Source organism: Fibrobacter sp. (assembly GCF_045601785.1).
GTDB lineage: Bacteria > Fibrobacterota > Fibrobacteria > Fibrobacterales > Fibrobacteraceae > Fibrobacter.
Map to the genome: position 1 here is coordinate 22594 of NZ_JAZSAF010000062.1, position 18854 is coordinate 41447.

The window sequence follows — 18854 nt, forward strand, 5'->3', positions numbered from 1 at the left end:
ATTCTTTGTTATAAATCGATATCATCATTTAAACAAAGGAATCAATATGCCTAAACAAAAACGCGAACAAACGCCTTTTGAACGATATCTGCGGAAGCAGAATCTTTCTGAAAATACGCTAACATCCTATTTATGGACTCTCAAATATTATTCCGACCATTATGAAGATTTTTCAAAGGAAAATCTTTTGGCATACAAGGAATATCTTGTTGAATTCTTTAAGCCCAAGACGGTAAATCTTCGCCTGCAAGGATTAAACAAGTATTTGATTTTTATCAAGAAAGGAAAATTGCAATTAAAATTCGTCAAGGAACAGCAGAAGAATTTCTTGGAGAATGTCATCAGCAATGCGGATTATCAGTTTTTCAAATCAATGCTCAAGGCTGATGGTAATTTGGAGTGGTATTTTGTGGTGTGGTTCCTGGCGGCAACGGGGGCGCGCGTTAGCGAATTGACGCAGATTAAGGTAGAACATGTGAAAATCGGCTGGTTTGATCTGTATTCCAAAGGCGGTAAACTTCGGCGGCTGTATATTCCCAAAACTCTCCGCAAAGAAGCTCTTGAATGGTTGTCAAGCATTGATCGACATTCTGGTTTTATCTTTTTGAATCGCTTTGGCAAGCGTATAACTACAAGGGGGATTGCGTCTCAACTAAAGACTTATGCCATCAAATATGGAATTAGCACCAAAGTCGTGTATCCACATTCGTTTCGCCATCGCTACGCAAAAAATTTTCTAGAGAAATTCAACGACATTTCACTACTCGCTGACTTGATGGGTCACGAAAGCATAGAAACGACTAGAATCTACTTGCGCAGAACCGCAAGCGAACAACAAGAAATTGTCGATACAGTCGTGACCTGGTGATTTAATCACATTCCTTTTCCATAGCATCAAGAATAGAAAAAAGCGACTCTATTTTTGATGCTATGCGTTTTTGTTCTGCAAGAGGGGGAAGAGGAAATTTCTTTGATGAGAATTTTTCCTGCGAGAATGTTGGAATTGCAGTACCATTTACTAAGTTTTCAAATTCTTTTCTAAAATAATTTGAATTCAGAAAGTCACACAGATAATTATGATTGCACTTGATTTGTTTTAAAACCATCAACTGAGGGTTTAATGTAGCCTTTTCTGGAAGTCTATCAACTATAGCATTCTTCCCATATGATGATCCTGTTTTGACAACAACAATATCTCCTATGTTCAACATTATTTCAGGAGATTCCTCATATTTAAACCATGATATATAGGTACATTTATCAAAGTTTAATCCCATATCAATAATATTCGATGGACTTAAACTAATTGCGCCTTGTCCTTTTTCCACCAAATCTTTTTTGGTGTAACCCCTAAAACCAATTCTTCCAAATGTTTCGCAAATATCTTTTATTTTAATCCATTCCCAAGAATTGGGTATATCAAAAGGCGCGTCTTCCGCTGAAACTGAATCATTCTTCTTGTAGGGGCGGTTATCAGAAAAATCCATCCTCTCTACCCTATTTTTGTAAATTACACCAGCACTAGAAAGTGGTACTATGGATCGTTTCCGCGTGAAGGCGGGACGGTCCTTTTTATGCAAGAGGAGCCGAAAAAAGGAAATTAGACCCCAAAGTAGTTGTCAAGGAATACTTGACAACTACTCTATACAATGCAGTTTTTCATACGAGGGCGTTGCAAAAACCCTGTAGCACTCGCCTTCGGGGGTGTTAGGGGGCGGAGCCCACTAGGAGAGAGGGTAGCGTATGCCACAAGGAGATCCCCGCCTGCGCGGGGATGACATGGGGCAGAAGCGAGGGGGAAACTTCCCCCACCAAAATAATTTTCAGAAAATCGCGCGGGCCTATTGACAAACTGGATTTTTGAATCTATATTTAGTGCACAAGTGAGTAGTCTTTGGCGTTTTGAACGCTTGTATGCCAGAGGAGTTGACGATGAAGAAAGATGTTGCGGCCAGTGCGGCCGGGGCCGAGAGTTATTTAGCAATCCCCCACATTGCCCTATTGACAATTTGTAGCCAATTGGCTACATTATAGGAGGGCGAATGCTTCAAATTAAGAAAACGGAATATTTTTCCAAGTGGCACGCCAATCTCAAGGATGCGCGCGCCCGTGCGAAAATAAACCTCAGAATTGAACAGGTTAAACTAGGTAACTTTGGAGATTTCAAATTTGTTGGCGACGGAATATACGAGATGCGCATTCACTATGGGCCAGGATACCGCATCTACTACACGAAAAAAGACGACATCGTTGTGCTGCTACTAGCAGGCGGCGACAAATCGACGCAACAAAAGGATATTGACAAGGCAAAGGAGTTGAACAATGAAAAAAAATGATGCAGAAGTTTCTGATCTGGATGTTGCCGATCTTCTTAAAACAGAAGAAGACGTGAAACTCTTTTTGGAAGAAGCACTTGCCGAAAACGACCCCGTCCTCTGGCAACATGCCATTGGAGATGCAGCCCGGTCAATCGGAATGGCAAAAATCGCCGAGTCTGCGGGCCTGAATCGAGAAAGCTTGTACAAGGCACTAAGAGAAGACGCGCATCCGAGATTCGACACCATCATGCGTGTGCTGAACGCCATGGGTTTAAAACTCTGCATAATCCCCTGTGCAGTCGCCGAGAAAAAGGCCATGTACAAAGTTTAACTCCCAACACCGTTGAACTTAGCGATGTTCGTGCCACGGGAAACGTGTTTCATGACAGATTCAACTACAGATGCTTTCCGTCGCACTTGCGCGTTTTCGCCTTCAGGGCTCTCCACCAGCTGACCAAATAGCGGATTCCGGCGATAGAAAGGGCGGCTCCGAGGCCGGGATAGAAGCCCGCAAAGAATTCCGAGGGGATTCCGGGGATAAGCTTGAGGGAAATTCCAAGCCCCATCATAAAAAAGATGAGGATATAACCCCGGAGGTCGAAAAAGGCGAACAGCGATTTCTTGCGTTCCGTAAAACCGAGGATGCGTTTTGTGTAACGGATGATAAATTTATGGAACATCGCCGAAAAGGCGACCGTCACCGCAATTGCAATCAGCGCAAGCCACCATATTCTTTCGGGATTTTCTGTTCCCACCTGCAGCAGGGCCTTTATACCGGTGACCAGGATTTTGATTCCGGGTGCAAGCCAGCACAGGACCTGCATCAACAGCAGGTGTTCACGATTAACAGGCAGTATGCGGTCTGTGTTCATATAAATTCGCAAGCGTTGTTTCAAAAAAAGTCCAGACGACTCGCAGGGCGCATGGACTTTTCGTTTTTATTTTTCTTGAAGGAGCTGCTGGACGCATCTCTCTACGTCCTTCATGTCGGCAGTGGGCTCAAACCTTGCCACCACGTTTCCTTTTCTGTCGATGACGAACTTGGTGAAATTCCACTTGATGTCCGGTTTCTTGTCCCAGTCGGGGTCCACGGCGGCGAACTTCTTTTCTAGAAGTTCCTTGTACTTGTGCTCACCGAACCCTTCGAACCCCTTCTGCGACTTGAGGTAGGTGTAGAGCGGCAGTTCGTTTTCGCCGTTTACATCGGCCTTTTTCATTTGGGGGAAGGTGGTGTTGAAGTGCATGGTGCAGAACTCGTGGATTTCTTCGTCCGTTCCAGGAGCCTGGCCGCCGAACTGGTTGCAGGGAATGTCGAGGATTTCAAGCCCTTGTCCATGGTAATCCTTGTACATCTGTTCAATCGGAGCATATTGGGGCGTAAAGCCGCAGCCCGTGGCGGTATTCACCACCATGATAACCTTGCCCTTAAAATCGGACAAATTAAGCGTCTCGCCCCTACCGGTTGTAATACTGTAATCGTAAATCATCTTGTGAATCCTTAGGCTGGTTGCCATTTGCAACGTACGGGGGACACGATGCTTCCGTCCTTTTTCATTTCGGCCATCGCCTTGTCCACAGCCTTGCGGTCAAGTCCCGTGAGTTCGGCAATTTTGCCTGCGTTCAGGGGTTCCCCCGCTTTTTTCATCGCACTTAAAATTTTGTCTTTTTCTGTCATAAATCCCCCTTACTCGCCCAGCATTTCGATGATGTAGTTTTCCATGCCAATCTGTTCAATCAGGCAGAGGTGGCCCTTGGCGAGTTCCTGCAAGAATTCAATTTTAATCATTGTGTTTCTCCTGGTAAAAGGTTGTTTTGAAATTTACTTTATTATTAAAGCTTTCTGATTAGTCTTCAATCACGTAAGCAGCGACGATTTCGCCAAAGAAACTGATGTGGTCGCCCCCTTCCCTGCTGTAAAACGAGCGGCGGATATCTTCGGGGAGCATCGAGGAATCCTGTTCCTGGCGATAAATCACCTTGCATTCAAGCGTCAACGGCATTTCCTTGAGGCCAGGAACCGAGATGCATTCCGGTTCAACGGGGGTGAGACCCAGTTCATGAATCTTGTCCATGTCGCGACCGCTTTTGGTGCCGCACACGGCGATAATGCGCCTGTCAAAGGGGCCAACCGGGATGTTTACCGTAAATTCGGGATTTTTGTCCAGAAGTTCACGGGTGTAGCGGGAGTCCCGGATGTAAGCCACGAACACGGGCCTGTTCCAGATGCGCCCTACATGGCCCCATTCGACAACCATGGAATTAACCTTGCCATCCGCCTTCGTGGTGACCAGAATGCCGTGTTCCAGAGCATGGGCAATGTCTGTCGCATAATCGGAAACCTTGATTTTTCTCTTTGTCATGACAAATCCCCTATGTTAAACGTTCTCTGCGCTTTTTCTCACCAGCTCCGCGCCTTTCTGGAAAGCTTTCTCGCATTCCTTGGGGAACACGTTCTCGTGACGGACTTTCTTGGCATCGGCATCAAAAAGGTTCCAGGGCCAGTCTGTCTTGCTGTAGTCCTTAAGCTGGAGCGTATCTCCGCAAACAAGCGTATCGGTAGGGCCGACAAAGCGGTCCAGCGTTTGCCTGTAGTTTTCGACCAAGCCCGTATAGTAGGTATCCGGGGCGTTGCTTGTCAAAATGAACAGGACCGGAACGGGGTGCGCGTTGCAGCAGTAGTGTTCAACGTTGTACGTAAGGTTCTGGAATATGAGCCGCTCGTACAGCGCCCGGAAGGATGCAGAAACTTCGGACAGGTAGTTGGGCGAGCCGATAATCAGGCCGTCCGATTCGCGAATGGCATCCAGCACGGGCGTAAGGCCGTCCCTGCAAATGCAGTGCCCCTTGTTTTTCTCCTTTTTGCACCCGAAGCAGGAGATGCAGCCGGTGTATTTTTCCAGGCGAAAAAGGTCGAACCTCTGGATGGTCGCCCCCTCGGACTCTGCCCCTCTGGAAGCGTGAGTCAGGAGCGTGTCTGTGTTCCAACCCTTACGCGGGCTCGCGTTTACGACGATGATATTTTTCATAGAAAGTCAGCAGGGTTAAGTCGTTTGTGCTAAGCCTTGTTGAATTTGTCCTTGCCTTTTTTGCAGCGGGGGCAGTGCCAGTCTTCGGGAAGTTCCTCGAAAGGAGTACCCGGAGCAATTCCGTTTTTCGGGTCGCCGACGGCGGGGTCATAGACGTAGCCGCAAACGGAACAGACGTATTTCCCGCTGGCAGTCTTGAAGACGATTTCTCCCGGGGGAATCGTCTCGACCGGCTTTTCCAGGTCAATCACCCGCTTCGCCTCAAGACTTTCGAAGCCCTGGGGCGTGTGGGTTCCGCAGTAGACGGTAGGGTGATTTTTGACAAATTCGCGGACACGGTCGAGAGTCTTGCGGGCTTCCGCCAGATCGTCGTATACGACAGAGAGCTTGTTCTGGTACAGGGCCTCGTCTACATAGGTGATATCGCCATGGAGCATGTAGAAAAGTCCGTCGTTTTCGACGATGACAAGGCTGTTGCCGTTGGTGTGCCCCTTCGCCTTGACAAAATAAATGCCGTCGCGGATTTTTTCGCTTTCGGGGAAGTTGTAGTAAGCCCCGCTTGCAAAGTGCACGGGAACGACATTCGAAAGCCCTTGCAGTTCGTCGGCAGATGTTTCTTCTGCGTTCACGTAGATTTTGGCGTTCGGGAAGGATTTCAGTTCGCCCGAATGGTCGGAATGCCTGTGGGTCAGAAGGATTTTCGTCACCTGTTCCGGCTTGTATCCCAATGCGGCGAAAGCCTCCATGTAGGTACAGATGTCGCGGCCGGTAAAGGCGATACTGTTTTCGTCGGGGGATTCCTCCGGCGTGCCCGCGGGGAGTCCCGTATCCACCAAGATAACCTCGTCGCCGGTATCTATCAGGTAGTTTTGCAGGCTCCCCCTGTAGCGGACATTCTTGTCAAACTTTTCAGCGCCCTCTTCGCCGCCAAAGGCAAAGGGCTGTGTATAGAATCCGTCTTTACGGAACTTGACTGCCTTGATTTCCATATAGTTTTCCTTTTTAGAAAATATAGTTCGGGGCAGCCGAAAGTCAATTTACACAATGGCCAAAGTGTAAAGAAAATTTGATTGGTCCGACATCAATCTTTCGCATGTCTCGGTTTCGCATCGCGAAGCAAAAACCGGTGGAGCGGCTGGGGCAGGCTTTCTTCGAAATACTTTGCCAAGTCCTCGACGGGAACGGGCATTCCATAGACAAGCCAGTCAAACAAAACGCGCACCGTTCCTGCACAATAGACCTTGATTGCATATTGAATGTCCAGGGGCAGGGTTTTCTTTTCAAACTTCTTTTTGATTTCCGCCGTCAGAAGTTCCTCGTTGATGCGTTCCACCCGGCGCAAGAACCCGTTATGTCCACCCGTATGGTTCAGGGCATTCAGCATAAAGTTCCTGTTCTTCGCAAAATAACGGAGGCCTTCCAGCAGCGTATTTTTCCATTCATACTTGCCGTTGATTTTCGCCATGATTTTCTTGGATTCCTTCACATGGAGCCAAATCGCAAGGTCGTACTTGTCGAGAAAGTAGTTGTAGAACGTAACGGTGGTAACGCCGCTTTTTGCCGCAATTTCCCGAACGGTAATTTTGTTGATGGGTTTTTGCTCGGTAAGGGCGACAAAGGCTTTCGCAATGTTCTCTTTTGTTTTGTTCGATGCAGTCATGGCACCATAAAAAATAAAAAAACATTCTATATTTAGCGTACATTCAACCCCGAGACACATATGGAAGAGACTTTCAAGACCAGAGGCGTTTGCGCGACGACCATCCAGTTCACGCGCGACGGAGACAAAATCAGGAACATCCGCTTTACGGGCGGATGCAACGGGAACTTGAAGGCAATCGCGAAGCTCTGCGAAGGCATGAGCGCCGAAGATATCGCGGCAAAGCTCTTGGGCAACACCTGCGGCGGGAAGCCCACATCGTGCGCCGACCAACTGGCCCGCGCCGTCCTCGGGAAGGAAGCTATTCCCAACACTTGAGGATCAATACTCACGCCATAGCTAAGAAAGTTTCTTTTCAAAACATTTATTTCATACTATCCGTATCTCGAATGCATCGAACCGCATAGCCCAACGATTTTGACGAATTGGCAATCTCAATCGGGCCACTAAATACTCTTAAACTATTGGCAGCAGATCCAGCATCTGTAGAAGACCAAAGAAAAACATAGTCTCCCCATTGATATTTACCATCTCCATAAAACCCATTACCTCTTAATTCAAAACCAAAGGTTTCCTTGCTTTCTATTAACTCCGTTTGATAGTAAACACCATTCTGCAAAATTCTCGTCGCCTCCGTGGCATCACCTGCAACAGTGAAAATTAGTGTTTGGAATTCTTTTGCAGAGGGAATGTGCCATCCGTCAGGACAAATCCCCTGAACCATAATAGAATCAGGAATATTGCATTTTTTTTCTGACGAACAATCAATTTGATATTTTTCCATTAAAGCCACCGTATCTACAGCAACCGTCCATGTATAAAGCCTGCTGTTGTACGGCCAACATTCAGGAGGATTATAGTAATCATATATTTCATCATTATAGCACCGGGACTCTCTTTCTGGAGGATCGGTCTGAAGATTTCTATTTAACCAAACCTGCGTTCCAATGGCTACAGCTTTGTAACTATGACCATTAACATCTTTTACGGTAAAAGTACTTGACGCAACCCCATTGACACATTGAAAGCTCTTCGGATTATAAGATGTCACGCCATGACATTTTTTGTATAAAGAAGATCCATAACAGAATTGCGTTGACGGATCATACTCTTCACCCGAACATTTACTATATAATTTCCCATAACTGCAAAAATAATTTGAATAAAACGGATCATATGGAGTTTTTCCACACAAGCCCTTATATACAGTTGTTTGCGTTGAACCACAAGTAATAACAACAGTCCCATTCTTATCGTCAGTTAAGCTGCAGGATTCTCCATCAGATCCATTTCGAACCACAGCCTGCGTCATGCCACATTCTATAAGGCTGTACTGGGAATAACTTTTTACGATACAATTTTTTCCATCTTCACCATTAGTTCCATTCCACAACACAGTCTGCAAGGTATCAGCACAATAAACTTTGTACCCAGAGGCTCCAGAGACGGCATTCACGGTATCAATTTCAGAAGCCATCGAGCAACTGTTTCCATCCAAACCGGCCAAAACAAGGGAATCTTTGACATAAATCGTATCAACTCTTGCACGATAAGTACTATCGTACACGAACAGCGTATCAGTACCATGGATTGTATCATTCACAATCAGAGTATCATAACTATATACCGTATCTATTGAAAGCACCTTTACACTGTCTTTCACAACCAAGGTGTCCGGTTTAATATAAAGCGTATCCTTGGATCTCATTTCAACCCACATATCCCCATTACAGAAATACATACAGTTGGTTGATTCAACAATCGCCACAGTTCCTTTATCTTCTTCTTTGCAGTTTTGCAAGTCATCAGACGATTCAACCGAAATCGTTTCACGTGCCGAAGATGTCGCAGAGTCTTCACACCCGACTATTGCAATTAGGGCAAGAAGTATTCCCGTTGCCACAAACAACTTTGATCGTTTCATTTCTTTTCTCCTTATACTGACAACTTTTAATATAGCAGAATTCTGCTTTGGAATAGTTACTCGTTCAAGCCGTGTTGGGGAAAAAATTTCACCCGTTACCGTTTCTTGAATACGACGAGTTCGGCATCGCTTGATTTCCAGCGTTTGAGTGTCGGGAAATACTTGCGGAGTTCCACTTTGTATTGCTCGCGAGTAAAGTTCTTGCCGGTGTTCTTGTTGAATTCATCGACGAACTGCGAGCAGAATTCGACCATCTGCTCCATGTTGAAGTCGCCGGTGAAGGCACCGTCTTTGTAGCAGTAGATGCAGTATTCTTCGTTCTTGCTGCCGTCGGCATTTGTGCCGAGAATTTCTGGTGTGAGCGGCATTCCGCAGCTCTGACAAAATTTCATTTCCATAGGTTCTCCTTTTTTAGTTACGGTTCTGTCGGGCCAAAATCAATTCACTTAACAAATATCGGTTTTGCACCGACAATCTGCAAAACAACTGGTTGTTTGGGTCGCTTTAACCGTGAACCAAGTCTTCCCTGTTCAAGAACGCGGCCTTGCACATCCATTAAATAGTACGTGTGATTTTTGAATTGGTTAGGCGTTTGAATATATTCAGCGTCAACAACAATTTTATTTCCGGCTCCAGTTAAACTGACATTGCGCATTCCGTCCGATTTACACCTAGCATTGTACACCGAATCAATAACGCGACGAGAATCCTCATCTCCAGTTGAAGGATTACGATAGCAAGGACAATATGCAGAGGCATCGGAGCAGAAACTTTGCGCAAAATGTATTCCCACTAACTCATTTCGAGTTCTATAATCAGCGCTACAAGGATATTCATACCAAACAAAACTTCCATCCTTTAAAGTTCCAAGAGTTTCATCCATTTGAACAAACATCGAATCCAGTTTTTCTTTTGAATATGCGATATACCCACATTCTTGGTAATGATAAAATTCATCTTTTATTACATCGACAATCGTATGTTCACTTTGAGAAAACGCAAAGAATAAGAATATGTTGTCAGCATCCCACGAATTGACTATAAATATATTAGAATCCAAAACAGAGGGAAGAGCATCAACGCCTTCAAACCCCAAAAACCACCACGAAGGAATATAGGACGAGCACATCTTAGACATAGAAGAGTCTTGATAGCTATCAAGTCCTTCCCATTCACCATTTATTATATCTTCAGGGAATTCTAGACGCACATAACTTGTATTGCACGCAATGGATATTCCCATTCCTAGTAAAATGGCGATTATCCATTTTTTCGAAGCGGCAAAAGCAAAGTTTCCCATACCTCAATAAAATAACTTATTTTCAATCTAATACAATTGACAAAATCAAAAAACCTCATCCGTTTTTTCAAACGGATGAGGGATTATTTCATTTCAAAGAATCAGCAACTACTAATCTTCGTCGTTCCAAACATACTTGAACTTGAATTTCAGTCCGCCACGAGGTTCATGGCCGCAGGTACCGCTGCATGCATCGCTTCCCGAGTAAGACACGCCCTTGCTTCCAAAGTTGAACTTGGATTCAATCCAGTCATTCTTGGGAGCATCGCCACTCTTGCTTGTAGCAACGCCGGCCACCTTATTCAACGACTGGGCGATCTTTTCGTAGGGCCATTCGACGGTCTGCGAATTGGTTCCGACACCCTGACCGCGCACGCTCAAGTACAGAGTGAGTCCATCACGTCCAATATCGTAGGTGTACTTGGCCTGATCCATCGATACCGCATTGTCGTCTTTGCTTATCTTGGAATCGGACTTACTTTCGTAATGGATCGTGTTTCCCTTACTCACGCTGCCGCCCCTGCAGAAGTAATACTTGTATTCATGCAGATTACGGTCTCCGTTCTTGAACAAGCCCTTCAGCTCATGGTCCACGCGGGCTTCACCGGCCTTATACTGGTATTCGGTTCCGTGACCCACATTCTGGATTTTCATCTTGACACGTCCAACAGCACGGGTCTTGGCATCGGAGCCTTCGGAGAAGACATACTGCTTTCCGTCCCACGCATAGGCAAACACGCGGTAGGTGTAGTAGGGGCTTCCGCCACCCACCTTGTCGGTAAAGAACTTGTCGTTCCGGCCGTTCAGGGCAACTACGGTCATACCATTACCCCAGTTGTCACCGACCTTGGGCTGCACCGTAGTGGGCTTCTTAACATAGGATTCCAGGATCTTATTGTTCGGCTGAACCTTCGGCTCGTCTTTCTTTGAGCCTTTACCGAAAATGCTAGCTATCGTACTTGCAGTTTTCGCAACGACATGTTCAAACGCATGCACATCATCGTCAATCTTGTCATACTCCGCACGCACCACGGCGAATCCCAAGATGCGCGTATCCGAAGAATCAGGAATATAGTTCACGATAATGCTATTGCGTTCGGCATTGCGCCCCAGGACCATGTTACGGGGAGTGTTGAGGCTCGACGGAATATTCAGGTAGTAGGTGGTCTTTTTTCCGTTTTCGGCAGTCACCACCACCTGTACTTCTGCCGTTTCATACGGAACCAGTTTATCTACGGTAAACTTAAAGTTCCTGGCTTCGGCATATTTTCCAGCACCCTTCACTCCGCTTGGCATCACGGGAACCTGGACACCATTCTTGAACACTACCACACCTTCCTTGGCACTTACCGGATCGACCGTAGAAAGCTTCACCGTAGCCTGGGGTCCGTAAATTTCCTTTGTGGTAATCAGCGAATCCCCATTGGAAGCACATGCAGTTCCGTTCTTCTTGCATTCCTTGCGGAACTCCACATCCAGTTTCTGCGCTTCATCAAAGAAGCTCCAGGTATTGACAACGGAATTCGAAGATACCGGACGGGCGAGCGGGTTTTCATCCTTACTGTCGTCGATTCCATCTCCGTCGGTGTCCTTCAGGGTCGGGTCCGTCACAAAGGGTCCCTTTCCGTTTTTGGTCCAGCCGTTGATTTCATCGAAATCGCTGATTCCGTCGCCGTCAGTATCCTTGTTGTTGTCGCTTGTGCCCAGGAGCTTTTCCATGCTGGCAGGAACACCATCGTGATCACGATCTTCGTTGAAGATGAACTGCACCACGTCACCGGCACCCACCACAATGGAATCGATGTCGAAGTTTCCGATGGCAACGGAGTAGATGGTCACCTTTTCCGGCGTAGCGGCCTTGCTCACGGTTACAAACCACGCGGCGGTATCTTCCTTCGTTACGATATTTTCTACGTCATCCAGCGTAATTAGGCCAAATCGTTTGTCCTTCCCGACAAACACGGTGTCCTGTTCAAAGTCCATCTGGAGAATGTCCAGGAGCTCAGACAGATAAACCGGAGCACGGAGGTTTCTCTTGTTATTCGCGTTCCTATTGACCTTGAAATTTGTAGAAACCCTATAGTCCAGAACGCGAGTTTTCGGATCGGTATAATATACGCCCTTGTCAAAGGTCACCCTAGCCGTCGTCCCAGCCACTTTCGTGTATGCCTCCGTAAAATCGGTAGTCATCCCGACTGAACTCCTATCCAGGGTAATCTTGTAGTCGCTTGCCGAGAGGAAGATGGAACCGGGGTTGTAGATAAGCGGTTCGATTTTGTCCAGGGGAATATCGCTCTTGCAGAACAGGTGCTGCTTCTTGTCACCCGGCTTGAGCGTCATCGTCTTGACACCATCGTCCATGGAAAGATCCGCAATGACCACTTCCCCTTCGAGGGTGTGGATACTCGCCGTCAGGACCAGATTTTCGACAGTGTAGGCAACATCGCCCGGGTTGGAAATCTCAGCCTGCATGCAAAGTTCCGCACCACTGATGGTTTCTCCCTCTTCCAAGGCCTTTTCCGTTTCCTCGTTGTAGGATTTCGTCAAGGACTCGGATTCCGCTGCGGTTTTAGAAAAGCCCGTAGCGGTTGTATAGGAGCCTGAATAGTTGGCATGGAGGGTAAGATGCGCGCCATTCTGGCCTGTTTCCCAAGAATAGCCAGCTTCAAATCCGACTTCCCAACCATGCATCAGTTCTGCGCTGCTTTCCTCAGTTTTACTGATTTCGGAGCCACTGGAAACTTCGGTACCTTTGGCAATCGTAACCGATTCCGATTTCTGCGAGGACTTTTCCTTGATAAGGTTGATGGTCGGGGTCATGGACATCCGCACATCCAGCTTGGGCAAGTCCGCCACATTGGGGTTCCAGCGCGCCGGATTTTCGGGATTGAAGAGTTCGAAGAGTTCCTCGGCATCGTCAAACCCGTCACCATCGGTATCCTTGGCATAGGGATTCGTCTTGAAGTTGAAGATTTCTTCGTAATCCGGAATGCCGTCATTATCGCTGTCCAGCGAAGGATCTACCTCAGCAGTCTCCACCGACTTCACATCGGAAAGGTTGAAGGAATAGGCGCCCTTCAACGCGGTACTGGCCACATTCAGGTTCAACTTTTCGTTGTCGCCAAAACGGGAGTCGAAAGTCATTCCCTTGACATTTTTCAGAGCAATCGGCTTGAACGCCTTGAGTCCAAATCCCTGGATATTCAAGGTGTCGCCGTCCATATTACGCGTCTTGGGGAAGGTAATGGAATCGAGGCCCACAAGGCCAGCGGTATACACGGAGTCTTCTCCGATTTGAATATTCGCATGACCAGCCAATGCATAAGGTGCAACGAACATGGTGGTCAGCGCCGTTGCCGTTAAATACTTCGTAAACATGATAAGCTCCTTTACTTGGCGTTAACCGTCAGATTCTGTTGAATGGTTTTGCCGCCAATTACCAGCTTGACGACATAGCTGCCTCTCTTGAGGTCTTTGTTCTCGACCGGAACAACGGTAGAGCCCTTTGAGAGATAGACATTGCCCTTGACCACCGTCGAACCGATGGCGTCCATCATGTAAAAGCGGGCATCGCCGCCCTGTTCGGAGAAAAACTCCAGCGTCTGCTTGTCGGCATTGAAGGTCACCTTTACGGGCTGTTCCGTTTTTACCGGGACCACCTTCTTTTCAGTCTTTGGAGTAGACGGGCGTGACTTTACATAGGGATTGTCTTCTTCATCGGTGAGATTGGGCTCCGGCTCGCGCGTATCGGGCAGCACATAGGAGCTGTCCTCCTCGTTCGCGTCAAAAGTCATGTTCTGCACCGACTCCACCAGAAACTCGTGGATAGTTCCGTCGTTCATGGTGACGCGGATTACGCGGGGAGCTTCTTTGTCACCCGCAGCAACTGCCAGGGAAGCACCCATAAGGCAGGCAAGGAATGTAACGGATAATTTTTTCATGTTGACTCCTTTGTTAAGGTTTCACAGTTTGTTCTTTAACATCCCTAATATATTCTTCCAAATTGATATCGTCAAATGCACATTTTTTTAGTTTTTAATCAATTATTTTTATGAATAATTAAAAACGAGCACAACTTGGATGTTGCGCTCTGACATCTTTGATAAGGATGGAGACGTTATTTCAAGAACAGCGAGAGTTTGCCGAAGTCTAGAATCGTGATAAACACGAAGAAGCTGATGAAGAACGCGGCAGCCACATTCTGAATGACCGTCTGCGTCTTGGTGGAAAGCGGCTTGCCGCGCAGCTTTTCGATACCGAGGAACATGAGGAGGCCGCCGTCGGTAATCGCGAGCGGAAGCAAGTTCATAACGCCCAAGTTAATACTGATGAGGGCGAGCAACATCAAAAAGTCTTGGAAGCCGCTCATCCACACATTGCCCATCACAGCGACAATCGAAACCGGGCCGGAGAACGCATCTACCTTCACCTGCCCCTGGAACATGCGTTTGAAATAGCGGAAGATGCTCGTGGTCATTTTCCAGCTGGTCGCACAAGTTTTCGTAAAGGCTTCCACAGGACCGCGGCGCACAATTTTTGTTTCGCGGAAGAGCACATAGCCCATCTGGATGCCGACCATGTAGCGCTTGTAATCTTCGTTGTAAACCGGCGTGAGCGAATTGGTAAGCGTATCGCCGTTACGGATAACGGTAATGTTTACGGGTTCGCCCTTGCTGCCGTCGATAATGCGCACCACTTCTTCGTAGCGGGAAATATGTTCGCCGTTAATTTCAAAGATGGTGTCGCCCACGGCAAGGCCCGCCTTTTCGGCTGCAGAGCCCGCTACAGGAGGCAAGCGTACAATCACGCGGTTGCGCGGGTAAATACCGATGTCGCCAATGCCCATCGCAATTTCGGAGCTGGTAGAATCTTGCGCGGGAATCACGAGTTCTTCGGGGACTACCGTAATCGTTAGCGGTTCGCCGCCACGGTGCACGGTAAGCGGAACGCTCGCGCCAAGGCTTACGCCGATCTGTTCGCGGAAATCATCCCAGCCCTGAGTGGGCTTGCCGTTGATTTCGGTAATGGTGTCGCCCGGCTGAATGCCTGCGGTTACGGCCGGAGAATCTTTGGCGACAAAGCCCACGATCAAATCGTTCGTTGCCGGCTCTTCGACGCCGACCATATAAAGAACCATCAGCAGGATAAACGCAAAGACAATGTTGATGAACGGGCCCGCAAATGCAATCGCTGCGCGAGCGCCCACCGATTTCGCCACAAAATCACGTTCGTCCGGGACCTGGCCTTCCTTGAGCGTATCCGGGTTTTCGCCCGCCATGGCCACATAGCCACCAAACGGAATCGCCGAAATACAGTATTCCGTTTCGCCGTGACGGAACTTGATAAGTTTCTTTCCGAAACCGATGCTAAAAGTATTCACCTTGACATTATTCCACTTGGCCACCATAAAGTGGCCCAGTTCGTGAATAGTCACCAAAAAGCTCAAACCGATAAGGCCGAGAACAAACATCAAGACATTACTGAATATCGATTCCATCAAGAGTAAATTTAATAAAAAAGGAGATGCCGTCCCCGTTCCGAGGATTACATCCACTATGCAGCAGAGCTGCAAGTGGCTGTTAAGACCAATCCAGCATGACAATTTTAGCGTAGTCTTCTCAAGCCGCGGGGCATCGGGACTTCGGTGCCGTCTTCCTGCAACAGGTAAATGTTGTCGAGGCTGATGTAACCCGTGCCACTGTAGCGGGCGCGCCAAGAGAAGTTCTTGATTTGCTTCGGGTCAAGCTGCGGAATGGTCTTACCCCAGCCTTCTTGCGTCATGTTTTCCCAGATGAGCGTGTCGCGCACCCAGGAACCGCGGGTATTTTTAAGGCGCACCATAAATTCGTCGTAATCCTTGACCTGTTCGCTTGCGATTTGCACTTCGAAGTATCCGTCGGGATTACTGTGGTTCGTGGCGTAGTCGAATACGATGCCCACCGAGTTGTGAACTTCTTCAGGAATCACGTAGTAGGCGCCGGCAAAGTTCGGCCAGCCCTGCGCAGGCGGCTGTTCGATCATGAAGTCGTGGCGAATAAAGCCGCCGTGCGGAGGAGCTCCGTTAAAGACCTTCGCGCCGATGGTCGTCGCATTGTCTCCGTTTGCGACCGGGAACCAGTCGACCGCATCGATGCCGTTATCGTAATTCTGCATCACGCTGGTGGTGCGGTAGGCACCGCGAATACGGAACGGAATCTTGAACACCGATGACTTCTTACCAAGACCGGAAATTTTCAACACGGCCGTCGCCGAGCCCAGCTTAACATTGGCCGGGAAGGGCACCTTGACATGGAAACTTTCAATAGAAGCGTTCCACTTGCCGTCATCGGGAGTAATCACCTTTGAAATACCAAGTTCAGGAATCGAGAGTACACATCCGATCAGTTGACCATTTTCTTGAACAACCGTTCCAAACAGGTCGAGCGTGTCACCTGCAAGGAGCACCTTCTTTTCGAGAGCCGCAGCCAACACCTTGGGTTCCGCGGCAGCTTCGCCCGAAGTCACTTGCGGGTTAATTTGTACAACAGCGAGTCCAAACGGCGGCACCGTAATGTCCTTGCTCTTGCTCGGGTTAATGCGGCGGCCGCTCGGGCCCATTTTCGGGTACGGATACGCCTTCTGCGACGTGCCCACCCACTTGAACTGATCTTCGCCAAAGATTTCGACCTGCGTGCGCACCAGATCACCCTTGCCAACTTCGGTCGCGTCACCTGCAGCAGAAACGCTTGCGCGGTCAATCTGCACCACCTGCGGGGTTTCAGACAAATTCACAATCATCACGCGGGCAGAATCGCCCTTGCCAATTGCATAGGCGGCGACATCAGAAGTCGAACTTTCAACGGGCAACACCGCATAGCCATTTTCAAGGAAATCCATGTAGGTCATGTAAATGCCGTAGTATTCCGCCGTCGGCTCCAGAGACTTCCAATAATTCCAGGAGCCTTCCTTTACAAGAGCCGTCATGCTGATGGTACCCCAAGTGTCATCGGGGCCTTTGAACAAGTTGCCGAAAGCATCCCACGGAAGCACCTGCAAGCGATTTCCAAAGCGCATGGCATGCTGAGCAAAGATGCTTGCCACGGCGGACGCCTGCGGGTAATCCATCAGCAGGCTAAAGCCCTGCACGCAGGTGCTGAATTCCGAAAGGAACACGCCGCGTTCGCCCTCGAGATGACGTTTCATCCATACATTCAGCGTATCCATGTTCGGGCCCACATCGAGCATGGCCTTGAGCATATCGGCAGGCTTCGGATCGTTGGGCGTCCAGTACGGGTAATTGTGCAAGTCCACTACATCGAGGTAACGCTTGCCGTCTTTCTTTTCGGCCTCGCCCACAATGCGCAAGAATTCTTCCATCCAGTACTTGCCATCGAGCAAGCCGGCACCCTTCTGCTGCATTTTATGCGTGCTGAACAGCGGGCCGTGCAGAACGATTGTAGAATCCACCGCCTTCATGGCGCGGGCGTATTCCAGGTAGCGCGCAGCATAATGCCTTGCCGAAATCGGGCCGGATTCTTCCCATTCGCCGTCAAGTTCGTTGCCGATTTGCCACTGCTTAATGTTGTAGCCCTTTACTTTATTTGCATAACGCACCCAGGCGGCAGCTTCTTTCGAAGTTCCGGTACCCGCATTCACGCAAATGACCGCACGGGCATTCGGGAGCGTCTTGATGTACTTCATGAATTCTTCAAAATCCCACTTGATGTCGGTCCAATCGGTGCGGGCCTTGTCGCCATTGCGGGTAGACATCGCGTAGAACTTGTAGTTGTTACCGCCAAGCAAGTCGGTTTCGCCGCTATAAAGCTTCATTTCGCGAATCTGCACGCCCTTGCTAGGCAAATCAGCAGTCTTGAATCGAATGGCCACATAGCGGCTGCGGAATTTAGACTTGTACTTGGTAGTCGCACCATTCACCTTGACCACTTTTTCAAGCTTCAACTTGTTTTCGAGCGCCTGGTGCACACCCGGATATTCGGCGTAATCTTCGGTCCAATAGGCAATTTCAAAAGCCTTCGGGCGCAGCGTTCCCCAGCTAATTTCCAAAGAATCGACATTCACCTTTTCGGGGAATTCCACTACGACCCAAGGCGGATCCACCGGGTCCAGGATTTCGCCCCACCACATGGTTTCCATATTGCCGTCAGCCAGGTGACTGCGACGCACAAAGCCGTAGTTGTCCTTGGTGGTGCCGCGGTAAATCGTTTCGCCCAAGAAACCGCGTGCCCACCTGTTCTCGTCGGCGGTCCAGAGGCCCGTGCTATCGTAACTACCGATACCATTCCAGTGGTAATCATTGGAAAGGCTGCCATTCGGGAAACGGAACAGCGTGTAACCGCCATCGACCAATGCAGACGTCATATCGTAATAACGACTCGGCGGATTCCAAATGGCGAGGTCCGCAGACATCATATTTTCTTTATTGATGACGACACCCGGATGCAAGTCATCGACCTTGATGACATTCTGGGCGGCAAACGCGGCGGAACCCAGAGAAAGCCCCGCTAAAGCGGCAAAAACAAAACGATTTTTCATAGGAACCTCTCAGGGTAAATATAACGAAAAATGCCAGATTATGTCCAGCATTTTGCCCAATGGGAGATTGCTTCGCTCCTATGGAGCTCGCAAT

At 48.3% G+C, this 18854-nt stretch carries 19 protein-coding genes and 1 pseudogene; 4 read left to right on the top strand and 16 right to left on the bottom strand.

The features are described 5' to 3' along the window. The first annotated feature begins 46 nt into the window (after positions 1–46). Entirely contained in the window at positions 47–868 is an 822-nt protein-coding gene (locus tag ACKI61_RS09840) for a tyrosine-type recombinase/integrase (RefSeq protein WP_407457555.1), read from the top strand. 1 nt (position 869) lies between these two features. Here the strand turns inward: ACKI61_RS09840 and ACKI61_RS09845 are convergent, their stop codons facing one another. After that, positions 870–1487, bottom strand: a complete 618-nt coding sequence (locus ACKI61_RS09845) for a restriction endonuclease subunit S (protein ID WP_290722521.1) — start codon at positions 1485–1487, stop codon at positions 870–872. Positions 1488–2042: 555 nt separating this feature from the next. On the opposite strand from ACKI61_RS09845, the gene ACKI61_RS09850 reads away from it, so the two are divergent. Next, positions 2043–2336, top strand: a complete 294-nt coding sequence (locus tag ACKI61_RS09850; protein WP_291025519.1) for a type II toxin-antitoxin system RelE/ParE family toxin — start codon at positions 2043–2045, stop codon at positions 2334–2336. Beyond that, on the top strand, positions 2323–2649 hold the full coding sequence (locus tag ACKI61_RS09855; RefSeq protein WP_407457556.1) for an addiction module antidote protein: 327 nt from the start codon (positions 2323–2325) through the stop codon (positions 2647–2649). Before ACKI61_RS09850 ends, ACKI61_RS09855 begins: the two co-directional genes overlap by 14 nt. A 64-nt stretch (positions 2650–2713) precedes the next feature. On the opposite strand, the gene ACKI61_RS09860 is transcribed toward ACKI61_RS09855, so the two are convergent. The 8 genes and pseudogenes from ACKI61_RS09860 to ACKI61_RS09895 all read right to left on the bottom strand — a co-directional run bounded on the left by ACKI61_RS09860 (position 2714) and on the right by ACKI61_RS09895 (position 7004). Then, positions 2714–3190, bottom strand: a complete 477-nt coding sequence (locus tag ACKI61_RS09860) for a hypothetical protein (RefSeq protein WP_407457557.1) — start codon at positions 3188–3190, stop codon at positions 2714–2716. Positions 3191–3256: 66 nt separating this feature from the next. Then, entirely contained in the window at positions 3257–3805 is a 549-nt protein-coding gene (locus ACKI61_RS09865) for a glutathione peroxidase (RefSeq protein ID WP_407457558.1), read from the bottom strand. 11 nt (positions 3806–3816) lie between these two features. Beyond that, positions 3817–3993: an HTH domain-containing protein gene (locus ACKI61_RS09870; protein ID WP_298769325.1), complete on the bottom strand. Its 177-nt coding sequence runs from the start codon at positions 3991–3993 to the stop codon at positions 3817–3819. 169 nt (positions 3994–4162) lie between these two features. Continuing rightward, the gene (locus tag ACKI61_RS09875; RefSeq protein WP_407457559.1) at positions 4163–4678 is read right to left on the bottom strand and encodes a flavin reductase family protein; all 516 of its coding nucleotides are present in this window, start codon (positions 4676–4678) and stop codon (positions 4163–4165) included. A 15-nt stretch (positions 4679–4693) separates the two neighbouring features. After that, positions 4694–5344 (bottom strand): flavodoxin family protein, encoded by a 651-nt coding sequence (locus tag ACKI61_RS09880; protein ID WP_407457560.1) that lies wholly within the window; start codon positions 5342–5344, stop codon positions 4694–4696. Between the two features lie 29 nt (positions 5345–5373). Continuing rightward, positions 5374–5550 carry a rubredoxin gene (locus ACKI61_RS09885; protein WP_290926393.1) on the bottom strand — a complete coding sequence of 59 codons (177 nt, stop codon included), beginning with the start codon at positions 5548–5550 and terminating at the stop codon, positions 5374–5376. Positions 5551–5652: 102 nt separating this feature from the next. Continuing rightward, a pseudogene (locus ACKI61_RS09890) lies at positions 5653–6333 on the bottom strand (MBL fold metallo-hydrolase); the annotation flags it as partial. 92 nt (positions 6334–6425) lie between these two features. Then, positions 6426–7004 (bottom strand): TetR/AcrR family transcriptional regulator C-terminal domain-containing protein, encoded by a 579-nt coding sequence (locus ACKI61_RS09895; RefSeq protein WP_407457561.1) that lies wholly within the window; start codon positions 7002–7004, stop codon positions 6426–6428. A gap of 60 nt (positions 7005–7064) precedes the next feature. Between ACKI61_RS09895 and ACKI61_RS09900 the strand changes: the two genes are divergently transcribed. After that, on the top strand, positions 7065–7322 hold the full coding sequence (locus ACKI61_RS09900) for a TIGR03905 family TSCPD domain-containing protein (RefSeq protein ID WP_407457562.1): 258 nt from the start codon (positions 7065–7067) through the stop codon (positions 7320–7322). Positions 7323–7368: 46 nt separating this feature from the next. Here ACKI61_RS09900 and ACKI61_RS09905 read toward each other — a convergent pair whose 3' ends face one another. The 7 genes from ACKI61_RS09905 to ACKI61_RS09935 all read right to left on the bottom strand — a co-directional run bounded on the left by ACKI61_RS09905 (position 7369) and on the right by ACKI61_RS09935 (position 18760). Continuing rightward, positions 7369–8928 (bottom strand): FISUMP domain-containing protein, encoded by a 1560-nt coding sequence (locus ACKI61_RS09905; protein ID WP_407457563.1) that lies wholly within the window; start codon positions 8926–8928, stop codon positions 7369–7371. A gap of 95 nt (positions 8929–9023) precedes the next feature. Continuing rightward, positions 9024–9326: a zinc ribbon domain-containing protein gene (locus ACKI61_RS09910; RefSeq protein WP_407457564.1), complete on the bottom strand. Its 303-nt coding sequence runs from the start codon at positions 9324–9326 to the stop codon at positions 9024–9026. A 44-nt stretch (positions 9327–9370) separates the two neighbouring features. After that, the gene (locus ACKI61_RS09915) at positions 9371–10228 is read right to left on the bottom strand and encodes a hypothetical protein (RefSeq protein WP_407457565.1); all 858 of its coding nucleotides are present in this window, start codon (positions 10226–10228) and stop codon (positions 9371–9373) included. A 111-nt stretch (positions 10229–10339) separates the two neighbouring features. Continuing rightward, a complete protein-coding gene (locus ACKI61_RS09920; protein ID WP_407457566.1) occupies positions 10340–13606 on the bottom strand; it encodes a hypothetical protein in 3267 nt (1088 codons plus the stop codon). Positions 13607–13617: 11 nt separating this feature from the next. Continuing rightward, positions 13618–14169: a hypothetical protein gene (locus tag ACKI61_RS09925; protein ID WP_407457567.1), complete on the bottom strand. Its 552-nt coding sequence runs from the start codon at positions 14167–14169 to the stop codon at positions 13618–13620. A gap of 176 nt (positions 14170–14345) precedes the next feature. After that, positions 14346–15725 (bottom strand): RIP metalloprotease RseP, encoded by a 1380-nt coding sequence (gene rseP, locus ACKI61_RS09930; protein WP_407457568.1) that lies wholly within the window; start codon positions 15723–15725, stop codon positions 14346–14348. Between the two features lie 107 nt (positions 15726–15832). After that, positions 15833–18760: a glycoside hydrolase family 44 protein gene (locus ACKI61_RS09935; protein WP_407457569.1), complete on the bottom strand. Its 2928-nt coding sequence runs from the start codon at positions 18758–18760 to the stop codon at positions 15833–15835. Positions 18761–18854 lie beyond the last annotated feature (94 nt).